Origin of the sequence: uncultured Thermomonas sp. (genome assembly GCF_937872235.1) — a bacterium.
In the GTDB taxonomy this organism is placed as follows: Bacteria; Pseudomonadota; Gammaproteobacteria; order Xanthomonadales; family Xanthomonadaceae; genus Thermomonas; species Thermomonas beijingensis.
Genome location: NZ_CALMPC010000023.1, coordinates 1 through 22,402, shown reverse-complemented (window position 1 = coordinate 22,402; position 22,402 = coordinate 1). Strand labels below are relative to the sequence as shown.

General features: G+C 62.4%; 20 protein-coding genes. 7 read left to right on the top strand and 13 right to left on the bottom strand.

Annotated features, from left to right (window positions below; translation table 11 throughout):
* The coding region (gene leuD, locus QWB57_RS02515) for a 3-isopropylmalate dehydratase small subunit (protein WP_288968200.1) at nt 1-567 on the bottom strand (567 nt) is incomplete at its 3' end.
* On the bottom strand, nt 564-1,985 hold the full coding sequence (gene leuC, locus QWB57_RS02510) for a 3-isopropylmalate dehydratase large subunit (protein ID WP_288968198.1): 1,422 nt from the start codon (nt 1,983-1,985) through the stop codon (nt 564-566). The genes leuD and leuC, both read right to left, overlap by 4 nt.
* A 99-nt stretch (nt 1,986-2,084) precedes the next feature.
* On the opposite strand from leuC, the gene QWB57_RS02505 reads away from it, so the two are divergent.
* The 4 genes from QWB57_RS02505 (at nt 2,085) to QWB57_RS02490 (ending at nt 5,864) form a co-directional block, all read left to right on the top strand.
* Nucleotides 2,085-2,960: a LysR substrate-binding domain-containing protein gene (locus QWB57_RS02505; RefSeq protein ID WP_288968196.1), complete on the top strand. Its 876-nt coding sequence runs from the start codon at nt 2,085-2,087 to the stop codon at nt 2,958-2,960.
* Between the two features lie 110 nt (nt 2,961-3,070).
* On the top strand, nt 3,071-3,724 hold the full coding sequence (locus tag QWB57_RS02500) for a TetR/AcrR family transcriptional regulator (RefSeq protein WP_288968194.1): 654 nt from the start codon (nt 3,071-3,073) through the stop codon (nt 3,722-3,724).
* Between the two features lie 135 nt (nt 3,725-3,859).
* Nucleotides 3,860-4,513 carry a protein-L-isoaspartate O-methyltransferase gene (locus QWB57_RS02495; protein ID WP_288968193.1) on the top strand — a complete coding sequence of 218 codons (654 nt, stop codon included), beginning with the start codon at nt 3,860-3,862 and terminating at the stop codon, nt 4,511-4,513.
* Between the two features lie 22 nt (nt 4,514-4,535).
* The gene (locus tag QWB57_RS02490; RefSeq protein ID WP_288968192.1) at nt 4,536-5,864 is read left to right on the top strand and encodes a TolC family outer membrane protein; all 1,329 of its coding nucleotides are present in this window, start codon (nt 4,536-4,538) and stop codon (nt 5,862-5,864) included.
* 21 nt (nt 5,865-5,885) lie between these two features.
* Here QWB57_RS02490 and waaA read toward each other — a convergent pair whose 3' ends face one another.
* Nucleotides 5,886-7,187 (bottom strand): lipid IV(A) 3-deoxy-D-manno-octulosonic acid transferase, encoded by a 1,302-nt coding sequence (gene waaA, locus QWB57_RS02485; protein ID WP_288968191.1) that lies wholly within the window; start codon nt 7,185-7,187, stop codon nt 5,886-5,888.
* Between the two features lie 43 nt (nt 7,188-7,230).
* Between waaA and lpxL the strand changes: the two genes are divergently transcribed.
* Nucleotides 7,231-8,160, top strand: coding sequence for an LpxL/LpxP family Kdo(2)-lipid IV(A) lauroyl/palmitoleoyl acyltransferase (gene lpxL, locus QWB57_RS02480; protein WP_223629116.1), 930 nt, complete (start codon nt 7,231-7,233; stop codon nt 8,158-8,160).
* Here lpxL and QWB57_RS02475 read toward each other — a convergent pair.
* From QWB57_RS02475 to QWB57_RS02445, 7 genes are read right to left on the bottom strand one after another with little or no spacing between them, the layout of a single operon-like run.
* A complete protein-coding gene (locus QWB57_RS02475) occupies nt 8,154-9,029 on the bottom strand; it encodes a lysophospholipid acyltransferase family protein (protein ID WP_288968190.1) in 876 nt (291 codons plus the stop codon). The genes lpxL and QWB57_RS02475 overlap by 7 nt on opposite strands.
* Nucleotides 9,030-9,039: 10 nt before the next feature.
* Nucleotides 9,040-10,347 (bottom strand): O-antigen ligase family protein, encoded by a 1,308-nt coding sequence (locus QWB57_RS02470; RefSeq protein WP_288968188.1) that lies wholly within the window; start codon nt 10,345-10,347, stop codon nt 9,040-9,042.
* Nucleotides 10,344-11,453 carry a glycosyltransferase gene (locus QWB57_RS02465; protein WP_288968186.1) on the bottom strand — a complete coding sequence of 370 codons (1,110 nt, stop codon included), beginning with the start codon at nt 11,451-11,453 and terminating at the stop codon, nt 10,344-10,346. Before QWB57_RS02465 ends, QWB57_RS02470 begins: the two co-directional genes overlap by 4 nt.
* 13 nt (nt 11,454-11,466) lie before the next feature.
* Nucleotides 11,467-11,670 (bottom strand): zinc-finger domain-containing protein, encoded by a 204-nt coding sequence (locus QWB57_RS02460; protein WP_223629112.1) that lies wholly within the window; start codon nt 11,668-11,670, stop codon nt 11,467-11,469.
* 56 nt (nt 11,671-11,726) lie between these two features.
* Complete coding sequence (locus tag QWB57_RS02455; RefSeq protein ID WP_223629111.1) at nt 11,727-12,434, bottom strand: pirin family protein; 708 nt, start codon at nt 12,432-12,434, stop codon at nt 11,727-11,729.
* A 9-nt stretch (nt 12,435-12,443) separates the two neighbouring features.
* Nucleotides 12,444-13,106, bottom strand: coding sequence for a YceI family protein (locus QWB57_RS02450; protein ID WP_288968183.1), 663 nt, complete (start codon nt 13,104-13,106; stop codon nt 12,444-12,446).
* Between the two features lie 35 nt (nt 13,107-13,141).
* Nucleotides 13,142-13,732: a malonic semialdehyde reductase gene (locus tag QWB57_RS02445; protein WP_223629109.1), complete on the bottom strand. Its 591-nt coding sequence runs from the start codon at nt 13,730-13,732 to the stop codon at nt 13,142-13,144.
* A 92-nt stretch (nt 13,733-13,824) separates the two neighbouring features.
* Between QWB57_RS02445 and QWB57_RS02440 the strand changes: the two genes are divergently transcribed.
* On the top strand, nt 13,825-14,799 hold the full coding sequence (locus tag QWB57_RS02440; RefSeq protein ID WP_288968182.1) for a mitochondrial fission ELM1 family protein: 975 nt from the start codon (nt 13,825-13,827) through the stop codon (nt 14,797-14,799).
* A gap of 18 nt (nt 14,800-14,817) precedes the next feature.
* Here the strand turns inward: QWB57_RS02440 and glnE are convergent, their stop codons facing one another.
* Complete coding sequence (gene glnE, locus QWB57_RS02435; RefSeq protein WP_324296273.1) at nt 14,818-17,595, bottom strand: bifunctional [glutamate--ammonia ligase]-adenylyl-L-tyrosine phosphorylase/[glutamate--ammonia-ligase] adenylyltransferase; 2,778 nt, start codon at nt 17,593-17,595, stop codon at nt 14,818-14,820.
* A gap of 42 nt (nt 17,596-17,637) precedes the next feature.
* On the opposite strand from glnE, the gene QWB57_RS02430 reads away from it, so the two are divergent.
* Nucleotides 17,638-19,125, top strand: a complete 1,488-nt coding sequence (locus QWB57_RS02430) for an AAA family ATPase (RefSeq protein WP_288968181.1) — start codon at nt 17,638-17,640, stop codon at nt 19,123-19,125.
* A 148-nt stretch (nt 19,126-19,273) separates the two neighbouring features.
* Here the strand turns inward: QWB57_RS02430 and QWB57_RS02425 are convergent, their stop codons facing one another.
* On the bottom strand, nt 19,274-20,854 hold the full coding sequence (locus tag QWB57_RS02425; protein ID WP_288968179.1) for an FAD-dependent oxidoreductase: 1,581 nt from the start codon (nt 20,852-20,854) through the stop codon (nt 19,274-19,276).
* Between the two features lie 90 nt (nt 20,855-20,944).
* A partial coding sequence (locus tag QWB57_RS02420) for an NAD(P)/FAD-dependent oxidoreductase (RefSeq protein WP_288968177.1) occupies nt 20,945-22,402 on the bottom strand: 1,458 nt, incomplete at its 5' end.

Below are 22,402 nucleotides of genomic sequence, written 5' to 3'. Positions count from 1 at the left end.
GGTCAGGCCGATATCGTCCAGCCCATTGAGCAGGCAATGTTTGCGGAAGGCATCGACGGCAAAGGTATGCGCCACACCCTCCGGGCGGGTGACGGTTTGTGCGTCCAGATCAATGTGCAACGTATAGCCTTCGCTGGCGTCGCATTGGGTAAACAGGGTGTCGATGGCGGCTTTGTCCAGCACGATGGGCAGCAGGCCATTTTTGAAACTGTTGTTATAAAAAATATCGGCAAAACTGGGCGCGAGGATGGCGCGAAACCCATATTCGGCTAATGCCCACGGGGCGTGTTCGCGGCTGGAACCGCAGCCGAAGTTTTCCCGCGCCAGTAATACGCTGGCGCCTTGGTAGCGCGGCGCATTCAGCACAAAATCGGGGTTCAGCGGGCGGGTGCTGCAATCCTGCCCGGGCTGGCCCTCATCCAGATAGCGCCACGGATCGAACAGATTGGGGCCAAACCCCGTGCGTTTGATCGACTTCAAGAATTGTTTGGGGATGATCTGGTCGGTATCCACATTGGCACGATCCAGCGGTACCACCATGCCGGTGTGTTGGGTAAACGGTGTCATTGCAGGTCTCGCACGTCGATAAAGTGGCCGGCAATCGCGGCGGCGGCGGCCATTGCCGGGCTGACCAGATGGGTGCGGCCGCCGTTGCCTTGGCGGCCTTCGAAATTGCGGTTGGACGTGGATGCGCAGTGCTCGCCGGCTTGCAGGCGGTCGGGGTTCATCGCCAAGCACATCGAGCACCCCGGCTCGCGCCATTCAAACCCGGCATCGATAAAAATCTTGTCCAGTCCTTCGCGCTCGGCCTGCGCTTTCACCAAACCGGAGCCCGGCACCACCAAGGCTTGTTTGATGGAGGCTGCCACTTTGCGGCCGTTGGCAACCGCGGCGGCGGCGCGCAAATCCTCGATGCGGGCATTGGTGCACGAGCCAATGAACACGCGGTCCAGCTTGATCGAGGTGATCGCCTGATTGGCGGCCAGCCCCATGTAGTGCAAGGCACGCGTGATGGCTTCGCGCTTGGTGGGGTTGGCCTCTTGCGCCGGATCGGGCAGGGTTTGATCGACCGCCAGCACCATTTCCGGCGAGGTGCCCCAACTGACTTGCGGGCGAATGTCTTCGGCACGCAGAGTCAGCTCGCGATCGAACACCGCATCCGCATCGCTGACCAGACTGCGCCATTGCGCAGCAGCGTGTTCAAACTGTTCTCCCTTGGGTGCAAACGGGCGGCCGCGCACATAGTCGATGGTCGTCTCGTCCACCGCCACCATGCCCACCCGCGCACCGGCTTCAATCGCCATGTTGCACAGGGTCATGCGGCCTTCCATCGACAGCGCGCGCACCGCGCTGCCGGCAAATTCCAGCGCATGGCCATTGCCACCGGCGGTACCAATCTTGCCGATGATCGCCAGCACCATGTCCTTCGCGGTGACTCCAAGCGGCAACACGCCATCCACCGTCACCCGCAGGTTTTTCATTTTCTGCGCCACCAGACATTGGGTGGCTAGAACGTGTTCCACTTCAGACGTGCCGATGCCGTGCGCCAACGCACCAAACGCACCATGCGTGGAGGTGTGCGAATCACCGCAGACCACGGTCATGCCCGGCAGGGTGGCGCCCTGCTCGGGGCCCACCACATGCACGATGCCTTGCCGTGTATCGTTCATCTTGAATTCGAGGATGCCGAAATCGGCGCAGTTTTCGTCCAGTGTCTGCACTTGCAAACGCGATACGTCATCACTGATCGCCGCCAACCCACCGGCGCGCTCGACGCGGGTGGTGGGCACGTTGTGGTCGGGCGTGGCGATATTGGCCGCCACCCGCCACGGCTTGCGCCCGGCCAGCCGCAAGCCTTCAAACGCCTGCGGCGAGGTCACTTCATGCAGGATGTGGCGGTCGATATACAGCAGTGACGAGCCATCATCACGGCGCACCACTTCATGCATGTTCCACAGTTTGTCGTACAGGGTTTGGCCGGGCATGGTGCACCTTGGCAGCACAAGTCGGTGCCAGAGTGGCAGCTTTCCTTTCATCACTCAAATGGATATTTTTCATCCAATTGATTCCCATTAGGAATAGTGATGGAACTCGCTAATCTTGCTGCATTCCTTGCGGTGGCCGATGCCGGCGGGTTTTCCGCTGCGGCCGCCGCCCTGCACCTGACCCAGCCGGCGGTGAGCAAGCGCATTGCGCAGTTGGAATCCGAACTTGATGCCCGCCTGTTCGACCGCGTGGGCCGGCAAGTGCTACTCACCGAAGCCGGCCAACTGCTGCTGCCGCGTGCACGGCAATTACTGGGCGATGCCAACGATGCGCGGCGCGCCCTGCGCGAGCTCGAGCACGGCATTGGTGGCAGCCTGCGTTTGGTCAGCAGTCACCATATCGGCCTGCACCGGCTGCCACCGCTGCTGCGCAAGTTCAGCGCACGCTACCCGCAGGTGGCGTTGGAATTGCGCTTCATGGATTCCGAGCAGGCCTGGCACGAGGTGCTGCACGCCCGCGCCGAGTTGGCATTGACCACGCTGGGACCCACCGCATCGCCGTTGCAGGCCACGCCTGTCTGGCACGACCCGCTGCATTTTGTCGCTGCCCCAAGCCACCCATTGGCACAGCGCACACGCCTCAGCCTGAGCGATCTGTCCGCCCATCCTGCGGTGCTGGCCGACCCCGGCACCTTCACCCATCGCATCGTGGCCGATGCCTTTGCGGCGCGTGGCTTGCCGCTGCAATTGCGGATGACCACCCACTATCTGGAGACCATCAAAATGCTGGCCAGCGTCGGGCTGGCGTGGAGCGTGCTGCCACAAACCTTGCTGGATCGCAGCCTGCTGCGGCTGCCGGTGCAGGGCGTGGCGTTGTCGCGCCAATTGGGGTTGATCACCCATAGCGGGCGCACTCCATCAAAGGCGGCACAGGCGTTCACACGGCTGTTGCTGCAACAGGCAGAGCGCGGCTGAGTACCACCACAGGATAGCCGGGCCTGGATTGCCGTGGTCACCGGATTCCCATATTAAGTAAACCGCACAGTATGGTATAGTGTTGCATCTGCATTGAATCCATGGCCGCCATGAATACGCCTGCACCCGCTGGAAAGCCTGCCCCCCCGGGGCGCCCCAAGGACATGGCCAAACGTGCCTCGATTTTGACCGCCGCGTCCAAACTGTTTGTGCAACACGGCTACGGCGGGGTCAGCATGGATCAGATCGCCGCCGAGGCGGGCGTCTCCAAACTGACCGTATATAGCCATTACGGTGACAAGGACAGCCTGTTTGCGGCGGCGGTGCAGGCGCATTGCGAACGCGGCATGCCGACTGAATTGTTCATGCCGGCACCGAATGTACCGCTGCGCGTGCGACTCAGTGAAATCGCACATGCGTTTTTGGCGATGGTCATGACCCCGGAAGCGATTGCCGGTCATCGTGTGCTGTGTTCGCCGCATGTGGCCAGCAGCAATTTGCCGAAAATGATCTGGGACGCCGGCCCCAAGCGCATCAATGACGCATTCACCGCGCTGCTGATGCGCCGGATTGAGGCCGGCGAGCTGGAGATCAATGAACCGGCCCGTGCCGCCGGGCATTTCTTCACCTTGCTCAAAGGCGAGTTGCACGCGCAAGCCGTGTTGGGCAATTACTGCGGTGCCGGCAACACGCAAGATGGCAATCTGGATGCCCATATCGAGAGTGTGGTGGATCTGTTCCTGCGTGCTTATGCCAAAGCCTGAACACTGCCTTGCATTGCCATTGGTGGCGATGACTTCCGGCACTGCGTGCTGGTGTACCAACACGCTCACACTGCGCACCAGTCAAAGCCCTTGGCGCATTAAACTAAGCGGTTTCCAGTATCGGAATTCCCCCGTATGAACATCGACTTTACCCGTACCCGCGAAACCATGGTGGAACAACAAGTACGCCCTTGGGATGTGTTGGATGTCCGCGTGCTGGACACCATCGGCAAGCTGCCGCGTGAAGCTTTTGTGGCCGATGACCTTCGCAACTTGGCGTATGCCGATGTCGAACTGCCGCTGGGGCATGGCCAGGTGATGATGAAGCCGGTATTGGAAGGCCGCCTGCTGCAATCGCTGCAACCGCAGGCACATGAAAGCGTGTTGGAAATTGGCACCGGCAGCGGCTATCTGACGGCTTGTCTGGGGCAGTTGGCGCGCGAAGTGATCAGCATTGAATTGCATGCCGATCTGGCCGACGCCGCGCAGGCGCGCCTGGCCGCGCAAGCCATTGGCAATGTGCAGGTGCGCTGCGCCGATGTGCTGAGCTGGAACCCGGGCCGCAGCTTTGACGTGATATGTGTCACTGGTGCCATGGACAGTCTCCCGGCACGCTTCGTGGAATGGCTCAACCCGAATGGACGCATGTTTATCGTGCATGGCCAATCGCCAGTGATGGACGCAGTGCTGGTGCATCGCACGGTCAACGGCAGCCGTATTGAAACGTTGTTTGAAACCGACCTGTCCTATCTGGCCGGCGCAGCCCCTGCCCCAGCCTTCACCCTGTAAGCCCCGTCAAGGATCCCTCCTCATGTTGCGTCGCCCGCTCACCCTTGCCCTTGCCTTTGCCCTGCTGCCGATGGCGGCGCAGGCCGATGACCTGCTCCAGAGCTATCAGAATGCGCGCAACAGCGATCCCCAATACGCGGCCGCAGAGGCCAACCGCTTGGTCACCGCTGAACGCCCGGTGCAAGCGCGGGCGGCGCTACTGCCCAATATCGGTGGCAGCATCGGCGCCAACCGTGTCGATCACGGCGTCGGCGGCGTACGCACCGGCTCGTGGGGCATCAACATGCAGCAGTCGCTGTTCAATTTCGGCAGCTATAAAGCATTGGAGGGCGCCAAGTCACTCGATCGCGCCGGTGGTTTTACGCTGCAAGCCGCGGGCCAAACCCTGATCACCCGTACTTCGGCAGCGTACTTCAATGTGCTGGTGCAGCTGGAAACCCTGAGCGCTGCCGAAGCAGCAGAAACCGCACTGAAGAAGCAATTTGATTTCGCCAGCAAGCGTTTGGAAGTGGGCCTGGCCCCGATCACCGACGTGTATGAAGCCCGCGCCCAGTACGACGGCGCACGTGCCAACACCCTGCTGGCCCGCAATGCCGCGCAGGATGCCTATCAGGCATTGCTGGAAATCACCCATGCCGCAGCGGGCAACCTCAAGGGCCTGCCAGACGACTTCAAGCCTGCGCTGTCCAGCGACAAGAACGTGGATGCCTGGGTAGCCAATGCCTTGGCCAACAACCCCACCTTGAAAGCACAACAAGCCAGTCTGGATGCCGCTGAATCTTCGGTGGCCACCGCACGTGCCGGACATCTGCCCACGCTTGGCCTGCAAGCCTCGTATGGCAAAGCCATCACCGGCCTGTATGACCCGGCGTTCATCGGCGCCAACAAGGCCTCCACCAGCGTGGGCCTGACCTTGAACATACCGATTTTTTCGGGCATGGCAACGCAATCGAATATCCGCAGCGCTTTGGCGCAACGCGACGCAGCGGCCGATGCCGTGGAGCAAACCAAGCGCGCGGTCGAGCGCAGCACCCGTAGCGCCTACCAGACCATGGTGGCCGGCATCAGCCAAGTCGAGGCACTGCATTCCTCGCTGCTGTCCGCACAAAAGGCGTATGACGCATCGCAAGTGGGCCTGGAAGTAGGCACCCGCACCGTGCTGGATGTGTTGAACAACCAGCGCACCTTGTTCAGCGCGCAACAGGCCTATGCGCAGGCCAAGTACAACTTCCTGCAAAGCCGTCTGTTGCTGGAACAATCCGCAGGTGATTTGAATGTCAACGATGTGGAAGACATCAACCGCTTGCTGACCACCGACAAGGCCATCGACAAGAGTCTGGCCGGCGGCTGATCCGTAAAGACGGGTTCACGCTCACGCCGATGCCGCTGGTGGCAGCATCGGCTCGATCAAGGTCAGGGTGCGGGCCAGTGCGCCACGCCCACCCTCCAACAGGTGCGCGGCATGCATTGCGAGTGCCTGTCTGGCTGCTGCATCATCAAACAACTCGCGCAACGCCGTTGCCAGCGAAGCGGCATCGGCCACCAGGCGCATTGCCTGCGCCTCGCGCAGACGCCGCGCGATATCCACAAAATTATGCAGATGCGGCCCGCTCAGAATCGCGGTGCCGGTGGCGGCAGGTTCCAGCAAATTATGCCCGCCGATGTCTTGCAGGCTGCCGCCCACAAACGCGATCTGCGCACAGGCGTAAAACGCCAGCAGCTCACCCAAGGTATCGATCACGAACACATCCGTATCTGCCGATGGCCAGTGTTGCTGCGAACGCGTCATCACCTTCAAGCCTGTATCAGCAATGCGTTGCTGCACCGCACGAAAGCGCTCCGGATGCCGCGGCGCCCACAACAGCAAAGCATCAGGATGGCTGCGACGCAGCGCCAGATGTGCCTCCAGCACCGACTGTTCTTCGTCCTCATGGGTGCTGGCGGCAATCCACACCGGTCGTTTGGCGCCTGATGCCGCAGCAAACTCCAATTCGAACGCAGCCGTTTGTACCGGTGCCATGTCGAACTTGAGATTGCCCGTTACCTGCACACTGGCCGGCCGCGCACCAAGCTCCAGGAATCGACGGGCATCATCCCCCGATTGTGCCGCCACCAGCCCCACGCTGGCCAAGGCGCGCCGGATCAATGGGCCCAGCACCCGATAACCTCGCAATGATCGCGCCGACAAGCGTGCATTGAGGATTTGGGTCGGGATGTTGCGATCCCGGCACGCAAATAACAGATTCGGCCACAGCTCGGTTTCCACGATCAGCGCCAACACCGGGCGAAAGTGATCCAAAAACCGCCCCACCGCACCAGGCAAGTCATACGGCAAATACACATGCGCCACGCTATCGCCCCACAGCGCACGCGCACGCGCCGAGCCAGTGGGGGTAATCGTGGTCACCACCAATTGCAGATCCGGGCGCAATGCGCGCAACCGTGCAACCAAAGGTGCGGCCAGGTTGACCTCGCCCACCGATACTGCATGCAACCACAACGGGGCTGGCGTGCGGGGATCGGCATAACTGGCGTAGCGCTCGTCCCAGCGCTGGAAATAGGCACGCTGACGGAACCCGCGCCAGATCAGGTGATACAAGGTGATGGGCAATAACAGATACAACGCAGCCGAATACAGACCACGCAGTACCCGCTCAATGAGATCGGTCCGCATGCCGACAGGATAGCGAAGCCGCGGCGCCGGGTAGAATCCTTGCATGTCTGCAAGTACAGAAACACCCCCCGGCATTGCCCCCCCATTGGCCCCAAAGCACTGGCCGGTGTGGCTGGGCGTGGGCTGTTGCGTCCTGTTGGCGCGCCTGCCGTGGCCCTTGCAACGCGCGCTGGGCAAAGCACTTGGGCCGTTGCTGGGGGTACTGTCGCGCAGCCGCCGGCAAGTGGCGGCACGCAATATCGCGCTGTGCTTTCCCGAACTGTCCGCCGGCGAGCAAGCCCAATTGCTGCGTGAAAGTTTTCAGCAGCTGGGCATTGGGCTGTTCGAATTTGCGCGGGCGTGGTGGGGTTCGGTGGCACCGATGCAAGGCACGACGCAAGTGGAGGGACTGCAACATCTTGCCGCCGCGCAGGCCGGTGGGCGTGGTGTCATCATCATTTCCGGGCATTTTGTGACCTTGGAAATGGCGGCGCGCCTGATGTGTGCGCACGCGCCCTTGGCAGGCATGTATCGCCCGCATGACACCGGCCCGATGGAATGGGCAGTGCGGCGTGGCCGCATGCGCTACGCCAGCGCGATGTTTACCCGCGAAGAATTACGCCCCGCACTGCGCCACCTCAAGCAAGGCGGGTTGCTGTGGTTTGCCCCCGATCAGGACACTCGCCGTGGCGACAGCGTGTATGTGCCGTTTTTCGGGCAAACCGCGTATAGCCTGACCTCCACCCATCAACTGGCGCGGTTGTCGGGCGCGGCGGTATTGGGATTTGCCCACATCCGTAATGCCGATGGCAGTTATCGATTGCGGCTGACCCCGGCATTGACCGACTTTCCATCACCCGATGCCAGCGCCGATACCGCGCGGGTAATGGCCTTGATCGAAACCATGATTCGCACGGTACCCACCCAATATTTGTGGATCCATCGGCGTTTCAAACGCCAACCCGGTCAGCCAGACAACACGGTGTATCAGTAAATCGGCAGCTCACCGGGTGGCCGTGTCTTGAACCTGCGATGCACCCACAAATACTGTTCGGGTGCAGCTTGCAAGGACTCGCCAATCCACTGCATGTAACGCGCGGCGGTGGCGGTGTCATCGCTGCTGGGCCAATCCGGCCATGCCGGTGTCAGCGTGATCTGCTGCACGCCTTGCGCATCCCGCTGCGCCCATAGCAGCAGCACGCGCCCACCACACCGTTGCAGCACGCCGCCAATCGCTCCCAAGGTGGCCGCTTGCACGCCTAGAAACGGAACGAACACGGTGCGACGGGCAGCGTTTTGATCGGGCACGTAAAACACCGCCTTGCCGGCGCGTACTTGCGCCGCAAACCCGGCGATGTCTTTTTTGTCGAAGACCTGCCCGGCGTAGCGCTCGCGCGCCTGCGCGATTGCGCTTTCAATGGCAGGATTATTGTGCCGCCGCACCAGGATCGGCATCGGCTGCCCCATTGCATCGGCCACATGCCGCATCGCCAGTTCGATCCCGTCATAATGCGCGCCCACCACCACCACGCCGCGTCCTTCGGCCAGTGCAGCGTGCAGATGCACAAGCCCGCTGATGTGCGCGCCGCCAGCCAGTTGCTCGCGGCTGGCAAACCACGCGCACAAGGTTTCCAATGCACCGGTGGCATTGGAGCGCAGCGTCCGTTGCAACAGCGCACGGTGTGCAGCGGCATCCCACTGCGGAAAGCACAATGCCAGGTTGATCGACGCGATCCGCCGCCGACGGGTATTCACCCAAGGTAGCCGCACCAACCCATGCGCCAGTCGCGCACGCGCCGGCGGCGATAAGCCGGCTACCTTGCGCCCCAGCCAGACAAATCCTCGCGCCAGCCACTGTGCCATGCGGTACTGCTCAGTCGCTGTCGCGGCCAAGCAAACTGCCGGCATACAGCGCTGCCAGCAGCAACAGCACACTGCCCCAAAACGTGGAGTACGCGGCCAGATGGGTATTGAGCGGGAACACACTGACCGCCAATGCCAGCATCGCCGGGCGTGCGCGGGTGCGTGCTGCGGCATCGGCAAACCGCCACGCCCGCAATGCAAGTGCGGCGCCGGCCAACCAAATCATGAACCCCACCAACCCGGTTTCGGACAACACTTCCAGCACAATCTGGTGGGCATGCAGCGCAACGCCAGTTCCCCATGCCGCCACTACGCCAGGCTGGGGGTCGCAGCCGGGGAAGGCATCACGAAACCCGCGCACACCCACACCATTGATGGGATGTTCGCGCAGCATGCACACCGCTGCCGACCAAATCCGTCCGCGCCCGGTCAATGCGGCATCCACGCCTTGTTCGTTGGCCGACAACGCCTGTGCGGTCAATTGCATGCGCCCGCGCACTTGCGGCGAAACAACGGTTGCCAACGTCATGGCTAATGCGCCGGCGGCGAACAGCAGGCCCAAACGCTTCCAACCCAAGGCACGCCAACCGGTCCACAACATCACCAGTGCATAAGTGATCCATGACGCCCTTGAGCCAGCCAAAATGATCACCAAGCCAATACCCAACGCCGCCAGCAGCCAGCCTGCCCGCCCAAATTTGCGCCACGCCAGATCCAGCGCAAACGGCGACAGGCTGGCCAGCAAGATTCCCAATTTGAGATTGCACGGCCCAAGCACGCCACCCAGGCGATCGGCCACCACCGTGGAACCTGCGCACATGCTGTGCCCGGTCAGCGCAATACGTGCATGATCCAGTAACCAAAACACGGGGCTATGGCCGATAGCCGCTTCCATCAAGGCATCCAGCGTCCACAGCAAGGCGATGACACCCAACCCGGTGAACGTTTTACGCCAGCCGCGCTGGGTATCCACCGCTGCGGCCACCAGCCATAAAAAAGGCAGGTAACGCAAATCAATCAACACTTCCCGAAGTGAGCGCCACGTATCCACCGCATCCAGCGCCGACACCAATTCCGGCAGCCAATATGTAAAAAACAGCACGCTGGTCAGTGCCCACGCCGGCCCACTGAGCAGCCGCGTACCGCCACGAAACCGCTGCACCAGCAACGTGGCCAGCCCGGTCAGCGCACCCAGCACCAGTAACAATTCTGCAAACCCGTGCAGTGGCCACAGTGCAACAAACGCCAACACCCACGCTGGCGCCCAGCGCAGCAGTTTTGGCGCACTTGCCGCAGGTGATGGTGACACCGCACTCATACGTCCATGATTTCCTGATACAGCGCCAATGTCGCCTCCTGCATCGCATCCAATGTGTAGGGCATCGTAACCGGCAACGTGGGTAACTGCGCCAACAGCATGCCTGCACGCCGTGCCATCTCGCTCATTTCAAAGGCTGGCACGGCCCCCTGCGGGAATAGCTGACGCAGCAACTCACCCACGCCGCCGTGATCCCAGCCCACCACCGGCCGCCCCACCGCCAGCGCTTCCAGCACGGTGCGTCCCAACGCCTCGGGCTTGCGTGACAGCTGCAACACCAGATCGCAGGCGGCATACGCCTCGCGCATCGCATCGGTGGGCGCGGTGATCGCCAGCGCATCGGTCACCTGTGCCACCTGTGCCAACTGTTCCAGCTCACGCAGATACGCCGCGCGCCCTGCTTGCTGCGCACCTGGCATCCACAGGCGTGCATCCAAGCCACTGGCGCGCAGTTGCGTCAGCAGTGCAATCGCATCGGCATGGCCTTTCAAGCGGGTGCCGCGCCCGGGCAGAAGCAGCAGCGGCCCGTTGCCTGCCAACTGCGGATAGAGTTGGGCAATGCGCGCGCGCGCCGCCGTATCCGGCATTGGCGCAGGTGCGAATGCGTGTGGGTCAATGCCACGCGGAATGACCCGCAGACGCGTCGGATCGGTCTGTGGATAGTGTTGCAGGAGATAGTCGCGCACCGTATTCGACACGCAAATCACGCGCTCGCCACGCGTCATGATCGCGCTGTAGCGGGACACGGAATTCAGCCCATGCGCGGTGGTGATGAAATGCGGCTGCTGCGCCGCCGGCAGTGTGCGCAGCGCCCACCATGCCAGCCATGCCGGCAGCCGCGAACGCGCATGCACGATGTCGGCCTGCGCGCACAGCCGCCGCAATGCAGGCAAATGATGCAGCACCCAAGGTGACTTGCGGCCAATCGCCAACGGCGCATGCTCGGCACCGATGGCATCCAGCTGCGGCAGCATGCGGCCACCGGCAGACACCACGATGGCGCGATGCCCCGCGCCCACCAAGGTCGCGGCGACTTCCAGGGCGGAACGCTCAACGCCGCCGGCATCGAGCGCCGGCAGCAGTTGCATGACGGTCAGGCGGCGCATCGCGCCTGCTCGCTCAGTCAACCAGGATGTAGATATTGCCGCAGTACGGACACTGGCTTTGCCCGCCATCTTCCACGATGGACAGATACACGCGCGGGTGTTCGTTCCACACCGCATGCGCGGGCAATGGGCAACTCAGCGGCAGGTCGGCGCGATGCACCTCGTGGCGCTGCTGCGGCTTGGCGGTGGTGGATGGGGTGCGGGCGGACTCGGCCATAGTGAGACAAACGTTGCGGGAACCGCGCCAGTTTAGCAGCGCGTCACCGGCAACACTCAGGCGGGCAGCGCAAACAGCAACACCTCGCTGGTGGCCGCCCCGCCGCGCAGGGTCAGTGCACCAGTTTCTTCAACAAACCCCAAGGCATCGCCAGCCACCAGGCTGCGGTTATCCAGCGTGATTTCACCGCTGGCCACATGCAGCCAATACCGCTTGGAAACCTCCAGCACGACCTCCAGCACATCGCCCGGCTGCAAGTGCGCGATGGCCAATGTGGTTTGCTGACGAATGGCGATAGTCCCTGCCACGCCTTCAGGCGAGGCTACCACGCACCAGCGCCCACGCCGCGCATCCAGCGGGAAGTGTTTTTGATCGTAGGCGGGCTGATGGTTGAGCCGCTCCGGCTGAATCCAGAGTTGCAGGAAATGCACCGGCTCGGTTTGCGAGGCGTTGTATTCGCTGTGCTCGATGCCATGCCCGGCGCTCATCCACTGCACATCACCGGCGCGAATCACGCCACTGTGGCCGGCGCTGTCTTGATGCGCCAGCGCACCTTGCAACACCACGCTGATGATTTCCATATTGGCGTGCCGGTGCGGCGCAAAGCCGCCACCGGGGGCCACGGTATCGTCATTGATCACCCGCAATACACCGAAGCCCATCCACGCCGGGTCGTAGTAATGCCCAAACGAAAACGTGTGCCGGCTATGCAGCCAATCCAGCGCAACCTCGCCGCGTGATACGGACGGGCGTTCGATGATCACGGCTTCACCTTACTTTGCGGTCGTTGCCGCATCGGCCAACATGCCTTCGGTGGTGATGCGCAAATGCACCTCGTCGCTGACATTGGGGGCATACGCACCCACACCGAAATCGCTGCGTTTGATGCTGGCGGTGGCGGTAAACCCAATCGCCTGTTTGCCTGCCATCGGGTGTTTACCCGCACCATTCATGGTCACCGCCAAGGTCACCGGCTTGCTGATGTCCTTGATGGTCAGATTGCCGACCACGGTGAACTTGTTGAGCCCCGCAGGCTTGACGGAAGTACTTTTGAAACTGGCCATGGGGAATTTGGCCGCATCAAAAAAATCTGCGCTTTGCAGGTGCTTGTCCAATTGCGGCACGAATGTGTCGATCTGCATGATCGGGAAGCTCACTGCCACGCTGGACTTGGCGACGTTTGCGGCATCAAACACCAGTGCCCCTTCACTGATGCGAAATTCAGCGGTTGGCTGCGAGAACCCGAAATGCGTCCACTGCGCCAATACATTGGTGTGGCTAGGATCAAGCGTGTATGTCCCGGATACCGGCTTCAGTGCGACCACCGCCGTGGTGGCAACCTTGCTGGCAGGTGCTGCCACAGCCATCGGCTGGGCAAAGGTCAACACACCAGCAACCAGCGCAGCGGACAATAACAGGGGGCGAATCTTGTTCATGATGAGCTCCAGATGAGGACACAACAACCGAGGGATCACGCGATCTGGCAGGCTTCGTCGAAGCCCAAACGCGGCGAACGCGGGAAAATGCTGGCGGGGTCGCCGTGGCCCAGATTGACCAGAATATTGGAACGGATCGTGGTTCCCGTGAAGAACGCCGCATCCACCTTGGCATTGTCGAAGCCGGTCATCGGTCCGCAGTCCAGGCCTAATGAGCGCGCAGCCAGAATCAAATATGCGGTCTGCAACGCACTGCTGCGCATCGCCACCCATGCCAGATTGGCCTCGTCACGATGTTCGAACCACGGCTTGGCATCGGTATGCGGAAACAGCACCGGCAGTTTGTCGAAGAAGCGCATGTCATAGCCAATGATCGCCACCACCGGTGCGGCCATCGTCTTCTTGTAATTGCCCTCGGACAGCGCCGGCCCCAGCTTGGCCTTGGCGGCATCGGACTTCACGAACACGATGCGCGCCGGGGTGGTATTGGCCTCGGTAGGGCCAAATTTCAGCAAGTCATACAGCTGCTGCAAGGTGGCGTCGGAGATGTCACCACTGAATGCGTTGTAAGTACGCGCGGTACGAAACAACTGGTCGAGGGCGGCATCGTTCAGGGGCTGGCTCATGGCATGCTCTGCGGGATGAAAGGGAATGACGCACAGTGTATAGTTCCACTGGAGCAAGTAAATGGCATATTCGGAACGAATTAATACGAATTATGCAACAATCAATAACTCAGACCAATGCCCTGGCTTGTACGGCTTTCCACGACGGCCGTGCCGGCAATGCACGGCAGGCGCTGGCCTTGGCCCACGCCCTGACCCTGCACGCCACCGAACTCGTGTTGCAACCGCGTGCGCCGTGGCGCTGGCTGGCCCCACGCGTACTGCCGGGGGCGCAGCACGGCTTGGGGCCGGCCTTTCACGCCCGCTCTCAGGTAGCGCCGCAGCTGGCAATCGGCTGTGGCCGGCAAGCGGCACTGGCCACCCGCCTGCTCCGCACCCGCGGCGCGCAAGCCGTGCAGATTCTCAACCCGCGGATTGATCCCGCGCATTGGGACATCGTGATCACGCCCCAGCATGACCGCCTCGTGGGCAGCAATGTCGTGCACACGCTGGGCAGCCTGCATCCGGTGGATGACGATTGGCTGCTACGCGCAATTTCCGTATTTCCCAACCTCGCCATGCTGCCCACCCCGCATAGCGTGTTGCTGGTGGGTGGGCCGACCCGAGCGGCGGCGCTGGACGATGCCGGTTTTAGCGCGCTGCTGCAACAACTCAGCGCACGCGCACGCGCCGAAGGCGGAAGTTTCAGCGCGATTGCCTCACGCCGCACCCCCGCCGCTTGGCGCGCCGCCATGGGTGCGGTGGATGTGCGCGTGCCCGGCCTGCGTTGGCGCGACACCGGCGACGGCGCCAACCCGTATGCCGGACTACTGGCCAATGCCGACCGTCTGATCTGCACCCCCGATTCGGTGAATATGCTCAGCGAAGCAGCGGCCACCCATGCGCCCCTGTTCGTGTGGCAACTCAAGCGCGTGCAGGGCCGCAATCGGTGCTTTATCGACAGCTTGCTCAACACCGGCCGTGTACGGGCGCTGGATGAGGCGATGACCGAATTCGCTGCCACCCCCCTGCGCGAGACCGCGCGGATTGCGGCAACAATCAGACAGCGGTTGCAAATCAATCCCTAGCCCACTTGCACGGCGCTCTCAGCCACCCAACACGTGCACGACCTCGGCCCGAATCACCGCACAGGCGTGCGTGATCGCATCGTTGCGCAGCGCGCGGCGCTGGCGACGATCCAGGGTGCAACGCAGGCCCGCATCCAGGAGTACGGCATGCGCTTGCAGCAAGGCGGCGGCGCTGCCTGCAGCCAAGCAATGCGCGGCCTGGGCCGCACCCAGCAAGGCGGCGGTGGCGCGCGGCCGCAGCAAGGCAGGCTGTTTGTTTGCATCCCGCAGCACCAGCCATTGCAGCAGGAATTCCAGATCCACCAAACCGCCTTCGCCTTGCTTGAGGTCGAGCATCGCGGCATCGCTGCGGTCGAGTTCTGCACGCATCCTGGCACGCATCAAACGCACATCTTCGGCAAGTTTTCCGGCATCGCGGGGTTGCGCCAACACGTCATCGCGAATCTGCTCGAAATCGGCAAGCAGCGCTGCATCACCGGCAACGCCGCGTGCGCGCACCAAGGCTTGATGTTCCCACGTCCAGGCGCGATGGCGCTGGTAGTCGGCATAGCTGGACAGGCTGGAGACCAGCAGGCCCTTGGCACCATCCGGGCGCAGCCGCACATCCACATCGAACAAACGCCCCGCGCCGGTGCGCGCACCCAGCAAGGCCACCATTTTCTGCCCCAAGCGCGCATACCAGCGCGGCGCATCCAACGCACGCGTGCCGTCGGACACCGCATCGATCGGCGCATCAAACAAGAACACCAGATCCAGATCCGAGCCAAAGCCCAGCTCTTCACCCCCCAAGGTGCCATAGCCCAATACCGCAAACCGGCCACCAGCAATGACCCCATGCGCCGCGCGCAACTCGGCATTGGCCAGCTGCAACACGCACGCCACCACCGCATCGGCCAACCACGCCAAGCGCTGCGCACACTCGGCAGCGTCGATGCGCGCATCCAGCAGGGCAAGCGCAAAGCGGAAACTCAGGGCTTGCCGCAGCTCATTAAGTGCATCCAGCGACGCCTCCACATCGTCCTCGCGCAGCACCGCCACACATTGCGCGCGCATGCCGGCGCGATCAGGCAATTCACTGCCCACACGCACATCCAATAATTCATCCAGCAACAAGGGGTAGGCGGCCAAGCGCTCACCCAACAGCGCACTCCGCGCCAACACATCCACCAGCCGCGTCAACGCCGCCGGCTGTTCATCCAGCAACGCCAGATAACTGGCCCGCCGCAGCAGGGTGTGCAGCAGCGGCAAGACCCGCCGCAACACGGCATCGGGCTGGGCGCAACCGGCTGCCTGTTGCAACAGTGCAGGCAACACCCGGTCCAGCCGCGCACGCGCCGCATCGGACAACTCACGCACCCCCGGCGCACGCGCGAAATCACATAGGCTGGCGTGCAGCGCCGCCGGTTCGGCAAAGCCTGCGGCCTCCAGTTGCGCGGCTTCACCATGCTCGGGCAGGGCGCGCCAGTACAGTGCCAAGGTGTCGCTGTCATGACTGCGGCGGCGGCGCGGCGCCAGCAATGCCGAAAACTCCTCGGCAACCCGTGCCCGCCACTGCGCAAGCTCCGCGTGCAGGGCAGCCCAGTTTGGATAGCGCAGCCCCAGCGCCAAGCGTGCCCGTAGAACCGCATCCTCCGGCAGCGCATAGGTCTGTGCATCGGCCAACATTTGCAGGCGGTTTTCCAGTGTCCGCAAATAGCGATACGCCTGGGTAAGCGCGGCGGCGGCCTGCGATTCGATGTGCCCGGCTGCTTCCAGTGCGGCAAGTGCAGTCAGCAGCGAGCGACTGCGCAACGCCGGCTCGCGGCCACCCCGAATCAACTGCAGCGCCTGCGCCAGAAATTCGATTTCACGAATACCACCCGGCCCGCGCTTGATGTCATCGGCCATGTCCTTGCGCGTCACTTCGGCGGCAATCAGCGCCTTCATCGCACGCAACCCATCCAGCGCGCCGTAGTCCAGATAACGCCGATACACGAACGGCCGCAATGTTTCGAGAAAGCGCGCGCCGGCCTGCAAATCACCCGCCACACAGCGCGCCTTCTGCCACGCATAGCGCTCCCAGTCACGGCCCTCGCGCTGGAAATACAATTCCATCGCCGCAAACGACAATGCCACCCGCCCGGCATTGCCGAACGGCCGCAAGCGCAAATCCACGCGGTGACAAAAACCATCGGCCGTGACGTCATCCAACAACCTGGCCAACTGCTGGCCCAGCCGCGCAAAATAATCCTGCGCATGCAGCACACGTGCGCCGTCGGACTCGCCCTCGCTGTCGTAGGCATACACCAGGTCGATATCGGAACTGAAATTCAACTCGCCGCCACCCAGCTTGCCCAGGCCAAACACCACCAAGCGCTGCACCTGCCCCTGCGCATCGCGCACCACGCCAAAGCGCTGCGCGAATTCGGCCTCCAACGCGGCCAGTGCCAGCTGCAAGCAGCCCTCTGCCAGCACACTGCTGCCGGCCAGGATTTCCTCCACTGGCGCAGCCTCCACCACATCGCGCCAAATCAAGCGCGTACTTTCCGCACGCCGATAGCGGCGCAACAACTGCGCCCATTGTTCACGGTTCTCCGCGCTCAATTGCGGCGGCGGCAATGGTTGGCGGGCGTCGGCCAGCAACTGCGCAAGCACCGCCGGCTGCGCCTGCAACACATCAATGGCGAAATCGCTGGCCAGCGCCACCTTCTGCAACATCGGCGTGGCCGCCTCAGGCCATGCGCAGCCAGCGGCATGCAGGCGCTGCAAGGCGCGTTCGCCATGCGATTGCAGCGCGGTTTCGATATTCTCGTCCATGCGTTGATTGTGGCATTGCCAATCGGCCGGTATCGTTTTCACATGAGTGAATTGCTGGATTTAGTGGCGCTGATCCGCGCCGACACCCCGCTGCTGGTAATCGAAACCCCCGACGAAAGCCGGGTGATGGACTTGTTCCGGCAGTCGCTGATGCATGTCTGGCGCGCGCTGTACCGCTGGAGTGTCACCGAAGGCCTGCGCCGGATCGACATGGATAGCGAATCTGCAACCGAGCTGGCACCCGACCTCAGCGCCACCTTGCGCGACATGCAAAGCGCCAATCAGCGGGGCATCTACCTGTTGATGGATGCCACTCCATATCTGGGCTATGCCAGCTACCAGCGTGCCCTGCGCGACATCATCCAGCGTCGCGGCAGTCAGCCGCATGTGCTGGTACTGGTAGGCACCAAGGTGGAATTACCCGAGTCACTGGAACCGTTTGCAGTACGCTTTCCGCTGCAACTGCCGGATGCCAATACGCTGCTCAAGCTGGTCAAGGATGAAGCGCGCGAGTACGCCGTGCAAAACGGCGGTCGCCGGGTGGAAGTGGAGGTGGAGGCCGTCCAGCAGATCGTGCGCAACCTGCGCGGGATGAGCTTGGTGGATGCACGCCGGATCACCCGCCACCTGATCTGGCGCGACGGCGCGCTGGGACCACACGACCTGCCCGAGCTGGCGCGCCTGAAGTTCGAGCTGCTCAACAAAAGCGGCCATCTGCATTACGAATACGACACCGCGCAGTTCGCCGATATTGGCGGCGCGCAGCGGCTCAAACACTGGGTCGCGCAGCGCCGTGCGCCCTTCGTTGCCGACCCGCCACCGGCCGGCCTGCCTCCCCCAAAAGGCATGCTGTTGCTGGGCGTGCAAGGTTGTGGCAAATCACTGGCGGCGAAAGCGGTGGCCGGCGGCTTCAATGTACCGCTGGTGCGGCTGGATTTCGGCGCCCTGTACGACAAATACCAAGGTGAAACCGAAAAAAACCTGCGCCAGGCGCTGGCCTCCACCGAGCAACTGGCCCCTTGCGTGCTGTGGATCGACGAGATCGAAAAAGCGCTGGCCACCGACAGCGGTGAAACCGATGGCGGACTGTCGCGGCGGGTGTTGGGTTATTTGTTGACGTGGATGGCCGAACGCACCGCACGCGTATTCCTGGTGGCCACCGCCAACCAGGTACAACAACTGCCTGCCGAACTGCTGCGCAAGGGGCGCTTCGATGAAATCTTCTTCATCGACTTGCCCGATGCCGCCACCCGCGCCGAAATTTTCACCCTGCATCTGGACCGCCGCAAACTGCCGCGTGACGGCATCAACCTGTCGGCACTGGCCGCCGCCAGTCAAGGATTTTCTGGTGCGGAGATCGAACAAGTCATCGTCAGCGCGCAGTACGCCGCGCACGCCGTGCAAGCCACGTTGGACACCCAGCTGCTGATGCAGGCCATCGGTGACACCCGCCCGCTGTCGCTGCTGATGGCCGAACAAGTGCAGGCCTTGCGCGACTGGGCGCTGCCACGCACCGTACCGGCCGACTGAATCAGTCATGCAATAAAAAGCCCGCTTAGACCGAAGTCTCAGCGGGCCTGCTCCCTCCCCCACGTCGGGACGCCGGTGGATCGTGCCGGATCGGCGCGTGGCAATGCACGCTGCACCGCAAAAAAAAACTTGTGCGTTCAGTAATATTTCATATGCGTTGTTGCACCAATCCACGCTGCGCGAGCACCGCCAATGCAGCTTTCTCGCCCGATTCACAGCCGCCTTCCATGAAGCCTTGCGCAGCCAATGAACAATGTTCGCCGGCGAAATGCAGACCGCCTGCCGATGTCCCCATCACGCCACCCATCGTCGCCCAATCACCCGGTTGAAAGCAGGCGTAGCTACCCAGCACCCACGGGTTAGACGGCCAATGCATGCGCGCCTCGGCAGCCTTGCCACGGGCGCTGGCAAGGCCGGGAAATACCGGATCCAGTGCAGCCACTGCCGCAGCCGCCTGTTGCTTGGCACTGCCTTGCCCCAGCGCGATGCCGTGCGCACCACCCGTGAAATTGGTCAGTACCCCGGCGGTACCGGCTTGTTTGCGGCTGGTCTCCCAACTGGTCTGATAGGCCAGATCACTCATCGACGCGCCATTGGCGTGATGCTCGCGCCATGCGCGGTGTTCAAACCCGATCATCAATTTCGCATTGCTGCCATAGGCCAAGGTAGCGATGGCGTGCCGTTTGTTGGCGGGCAAGGCCACCCCCAGCCGCACCTTGCGCAGCAAGGTAAACGGCAACGCCAACACCACTTGCTGCGCACGCAATTGGCGTGATGCGCTGCCATTGCGGAAACTCAGCACATAGCCATTGGCATCGCCGTCCAGGGCTTCCAGCACATGTCCAGGCTCGATGGCGTCGTGCAGGCGCGCGGCCAGCGCCTGCGGAATCAAATCGTTGCCCCCGCGCACATGGAAGCGCTCGTCGCTGGTGCCAAAGATATGCAAGGCTTGTGCATCGCTGGTGCCGATAAAGGTGAGGAAATTCATCGCTGATTGCTGCGTAATTTCCAAGCCCATTTCGGTGGTATAGGCCACATCCAGCAGTTTGCGCAACCAGCCGATGACGCCATTCCTGTCCAACCACTGCGCGATGCTGAGGGCATCCAGCGCACGGAATGCGGGGTTGTGGTCGGTACTGTCGAGGCTGCCTTCTCCGGCTGCTGCAAGGTCACGCTGGATAGCAGAGGCAACCGGCACGAAAGCGCGCACGATCTCGGCTTCATCGATCAAGCGACCATCAAAATACCAGCAATCGTGATCTGCATCGCCATCCAGCAGATCATCCAACTGCAAGCCCAACTCACTGGCCAGTGCACGAATTTGCGTATGGTCACTATCGATCAGCTCCCCGCCCAACTCCACCACCTGCGCATCGGCAAAATGCCCGCGCAGCGACAACATCCGCCCACCCACGCGTTGCTGCGCCTCGAACACCTGCACCCGCACACCTTGCTGACGCAACCTCCACGCCGCTGTCAGCCCGGCGATGCCGGCCCCGACAATGACCACATCCGCCTGCCCGGCCGGCGGTATCGGTTTTGCAAGGCTGGCGCAACCGGCCAACACCACACCGGCACCGGCGCCTTGCAGCAAACGCCGGCGCTGCCGATCGATGCGCTGCTCCTGCACCTGTGCGTGGAATTCATCCAATGGCATCCGCGATTGCTGCGCGATGCGAGCGATTGCGGCGGCGCGTTGCAGTAACCGGAACAAGGGCGTGCGACCCATAGCAAGACTCTGCCACTGTGACGTTACTCACTTCAACGCAGGCATCACCAGCAACAGGTCACCGGCACGCGTAATTGCAACAAAACGTGCTCAATCAGGACGGGGGCTTTTGCGTAGATCCTTGAGAATTTCACGTGCGGCATTGCGCCCCGGCAAGCCGGTCACACCGCCACCGGGATGACTGCCGGCACCGCATAAATACAACTGCTTGAACGCGCCGCGATACGCCCCCTGCCCCAATAGCGGGCGGGCGCTGAACATCTGATCGAGCCCCAACGCGCCATGAAAGATATCGCCGCCAAGCAAGCCAATGCGGCGCTCCAGATCCAGCGGGCTCAAGGCTTCATAGCCGAGTACGCTGCTTGTGAAATTAGGTGCGTAAGTGTTCACGGTATCGATCATCAATTTAGCCACCGTGTCGCGGTGCGCATCCCAACCGCCATCCACCTCCGGGTGGACTTGCTGGCAAAACAGACTGGCAACATGCTGGCCAGGTGGTGCAAGCGTGTCGTCCAAGGTTGATGAAATCACCACCTCGACAATGGGATTTTGTGCCCAGCCGGCGTTATGCACCTTCGATTTGGCATCGAAATACGCCTGCTCGAAATACTGCAGCGATGGCCCGATCAAAATGCCACTTTGATGATGCGGCTGCAGCTGCGTGCCCGGCATCGCAGTGAAATCCGGCAACGCGCTCAACGCCACGTTCATGCGGAACGTCCCCGACCCGCAACGATAACGCCGCATGCGCTGCATGGTGTCGTCATCCAATTGCGCCGGATTCACCAGTCGGGTGTACAGCAATTTCGGATTGAGATTGCTGACAAGGGTTGCGGCACGCAGTTCACGCCCATCGGCCAGGGCAACGCCCACCGCCTTGCCGTTTTCCACCAACAGCTGTGCAACCTCGGTATCGGTTTCGATGACAACACCGCGCGCCTCGCATTCAACCCGCATCGCCTGCGTGATCGCACCCATGCCACCGATCGCATGCCCCCACGCACCCGCCTTGCCATTGACCTCGCCGAACACGTGATGCAACAGCACGTACGCGCTGCCTGGGGTGTACGGGCTGGCAAAATTGCCCACCACCGAATCCCAGCCCAGTGCGGCTTTCAGCGGCGCGCCTTCGAACCAGTCATCCAGCAGTTCGCCCGCAGATTTGGTGAACAGATCCAGCAAGTCGCGGCGGCCACGCATGTCCAGGGTTTTGAGCTGTTTGGCCACGCTAGCCGAATGCAGCCAATCGGCCAGCACGAAGCGATCACTGACATTGGGCGGCGTGCGCTGGATCAATTCGCGCAACACCACCACGATGCGATCGAGCATTGCGTAGTACTCGGGCAGCCGCTGTGCATCACGCGCCGACCACTTCGCGACCTCGGTCTGCGTGTGTTCGCCACCCAACCGGAAACTGCGCCCATCGGGCAGCGGAAGAAAGTTTGCATACGGCCGTTCGACCACGCGCAAGCCATGCTGTTGCAGGCGCAGATCACGGATGACATTTGGGTTGAGCAGACTGACGGTATAGCTGGCCAACGAGTTGCG

Bases quoted from the DNA above. Each gene is read 5' to 3' on its own strand.
- QWB57_RS02505 (WP_288968196.1), top strand. From the start codon at position 2,085: ATGGAACTCGCTAATCTTGCTGCATTCCTTGCGGTGGCCGATGCCGGC.
- QWB57_RS02465 (WP_288968186.1), bottom strand. From the start codon at position 11,453: ATGCGCCGCCTGACCGTCATGCAACTGCTGCCGGCGCTCGATGCCGGC.
- QWB57_RS02425 (WP_288968179.1), bottom strand. From the start codon at position 20,854: ATGGGTCGCACGCCCTTGTTCCGGTTACTGCAACGCGCCGCCGCAATC.
- QWB57_RS02475 (WP_288968190.1), bottom strand. From the start codon at position 9,029: ATGGCACAGTGGCTGGCGCGAGGATTTGTCTGGCTGGGGCGCAAGGTA.
- QWB57_RS02495 (WP_288968193.1), top strand. From the start codon at position 3,860: ATGAACATCGACTTTACCCGTACCCGCGAAACCATGGTGGAACAACAA.
- waaA (WP_288968191.1), bottom strand. From the start codon at position 7,187: ATGCGGACCGATCTCATTGAGCGGGTACTGCGTGGTCTGTATTCGGCT.
- QWB57_RS02430 (WP_288968181.1), top strand. From the start codon at position 17,638: ATGAGTGAATTGCTGGATTTAGTGGCGCTGATCCGCGCCGACACCCCG.
- QWB57_RS02490 (WP_288968192.1), top strand. From the start codon at position 4,536: ATGTTGCGTCGCCCGCTCACCCTTGCCCTTGCCTTTGCCCTGCTGCCG.
- QWB57_RS02445 (WP_223629109.1), bottom strand. From the start codon at position 13,732: ATGAGCCAGCCCCTGAACGATGCCGCCCTCGACCAGTTGTTTCGTACC.
- QWB57_RS02460 (WP_223629112.1), bottom strand. From the start codon at position 11,670: ATGGCCGAGTCCGCCCGCACCCCATCCACCACCGCCAAGCCGCAGCAG.
- leuC (WP_288968198.1), bottom strand. From the start codon at position 1,985: ATGCCCGGCCAAACCCTGTACGACAAACTGTGGAACATGCATGAAGTG.
- QWB57_RS02450 (WP_288968183.1), bottom strand. From the start codon at position 13,106: ATGAACAAGATTCGCCCCCTGTTATTGTCCGCTGCGCTGGTTGCTGGT.
- QWB57_RS02440 (WP_288968182.1), top strand. From the start codon at position 13,825: ATGCAACAATCAATAACTCAGACCAATGCCCTGGCTTGTACGGCTTTC.
- QWB57_RS02500 (WP_288968194.1), top strand. From the start codon at position 3,071: ATGAATACGCCTGCACCCGCTGGAAAGCCTGCCCCCCCGGGGCGCCCC.
- lpxL (WP_223629116.1), top strand. From the start codon at position 7,231: ATGTCTGCAAGTACAGAAACACCCCCCGGCATTGCCCCCCCATTGGCC.
- QWB57_RS02470 (WP_288968188.1), bottom strand. From the start codon at position 10,347: ATGAGTGCGGTGTCACCATCACCTGCGGCAAGTGCGCCAAAACTGCTG.
- glnE (WP_324296273.1), bottom strand. From the start codon at position 17,595: ATGGACGAGAATATCGAAACCGCGCTGCAATCGCATGGCGAACGCGCC.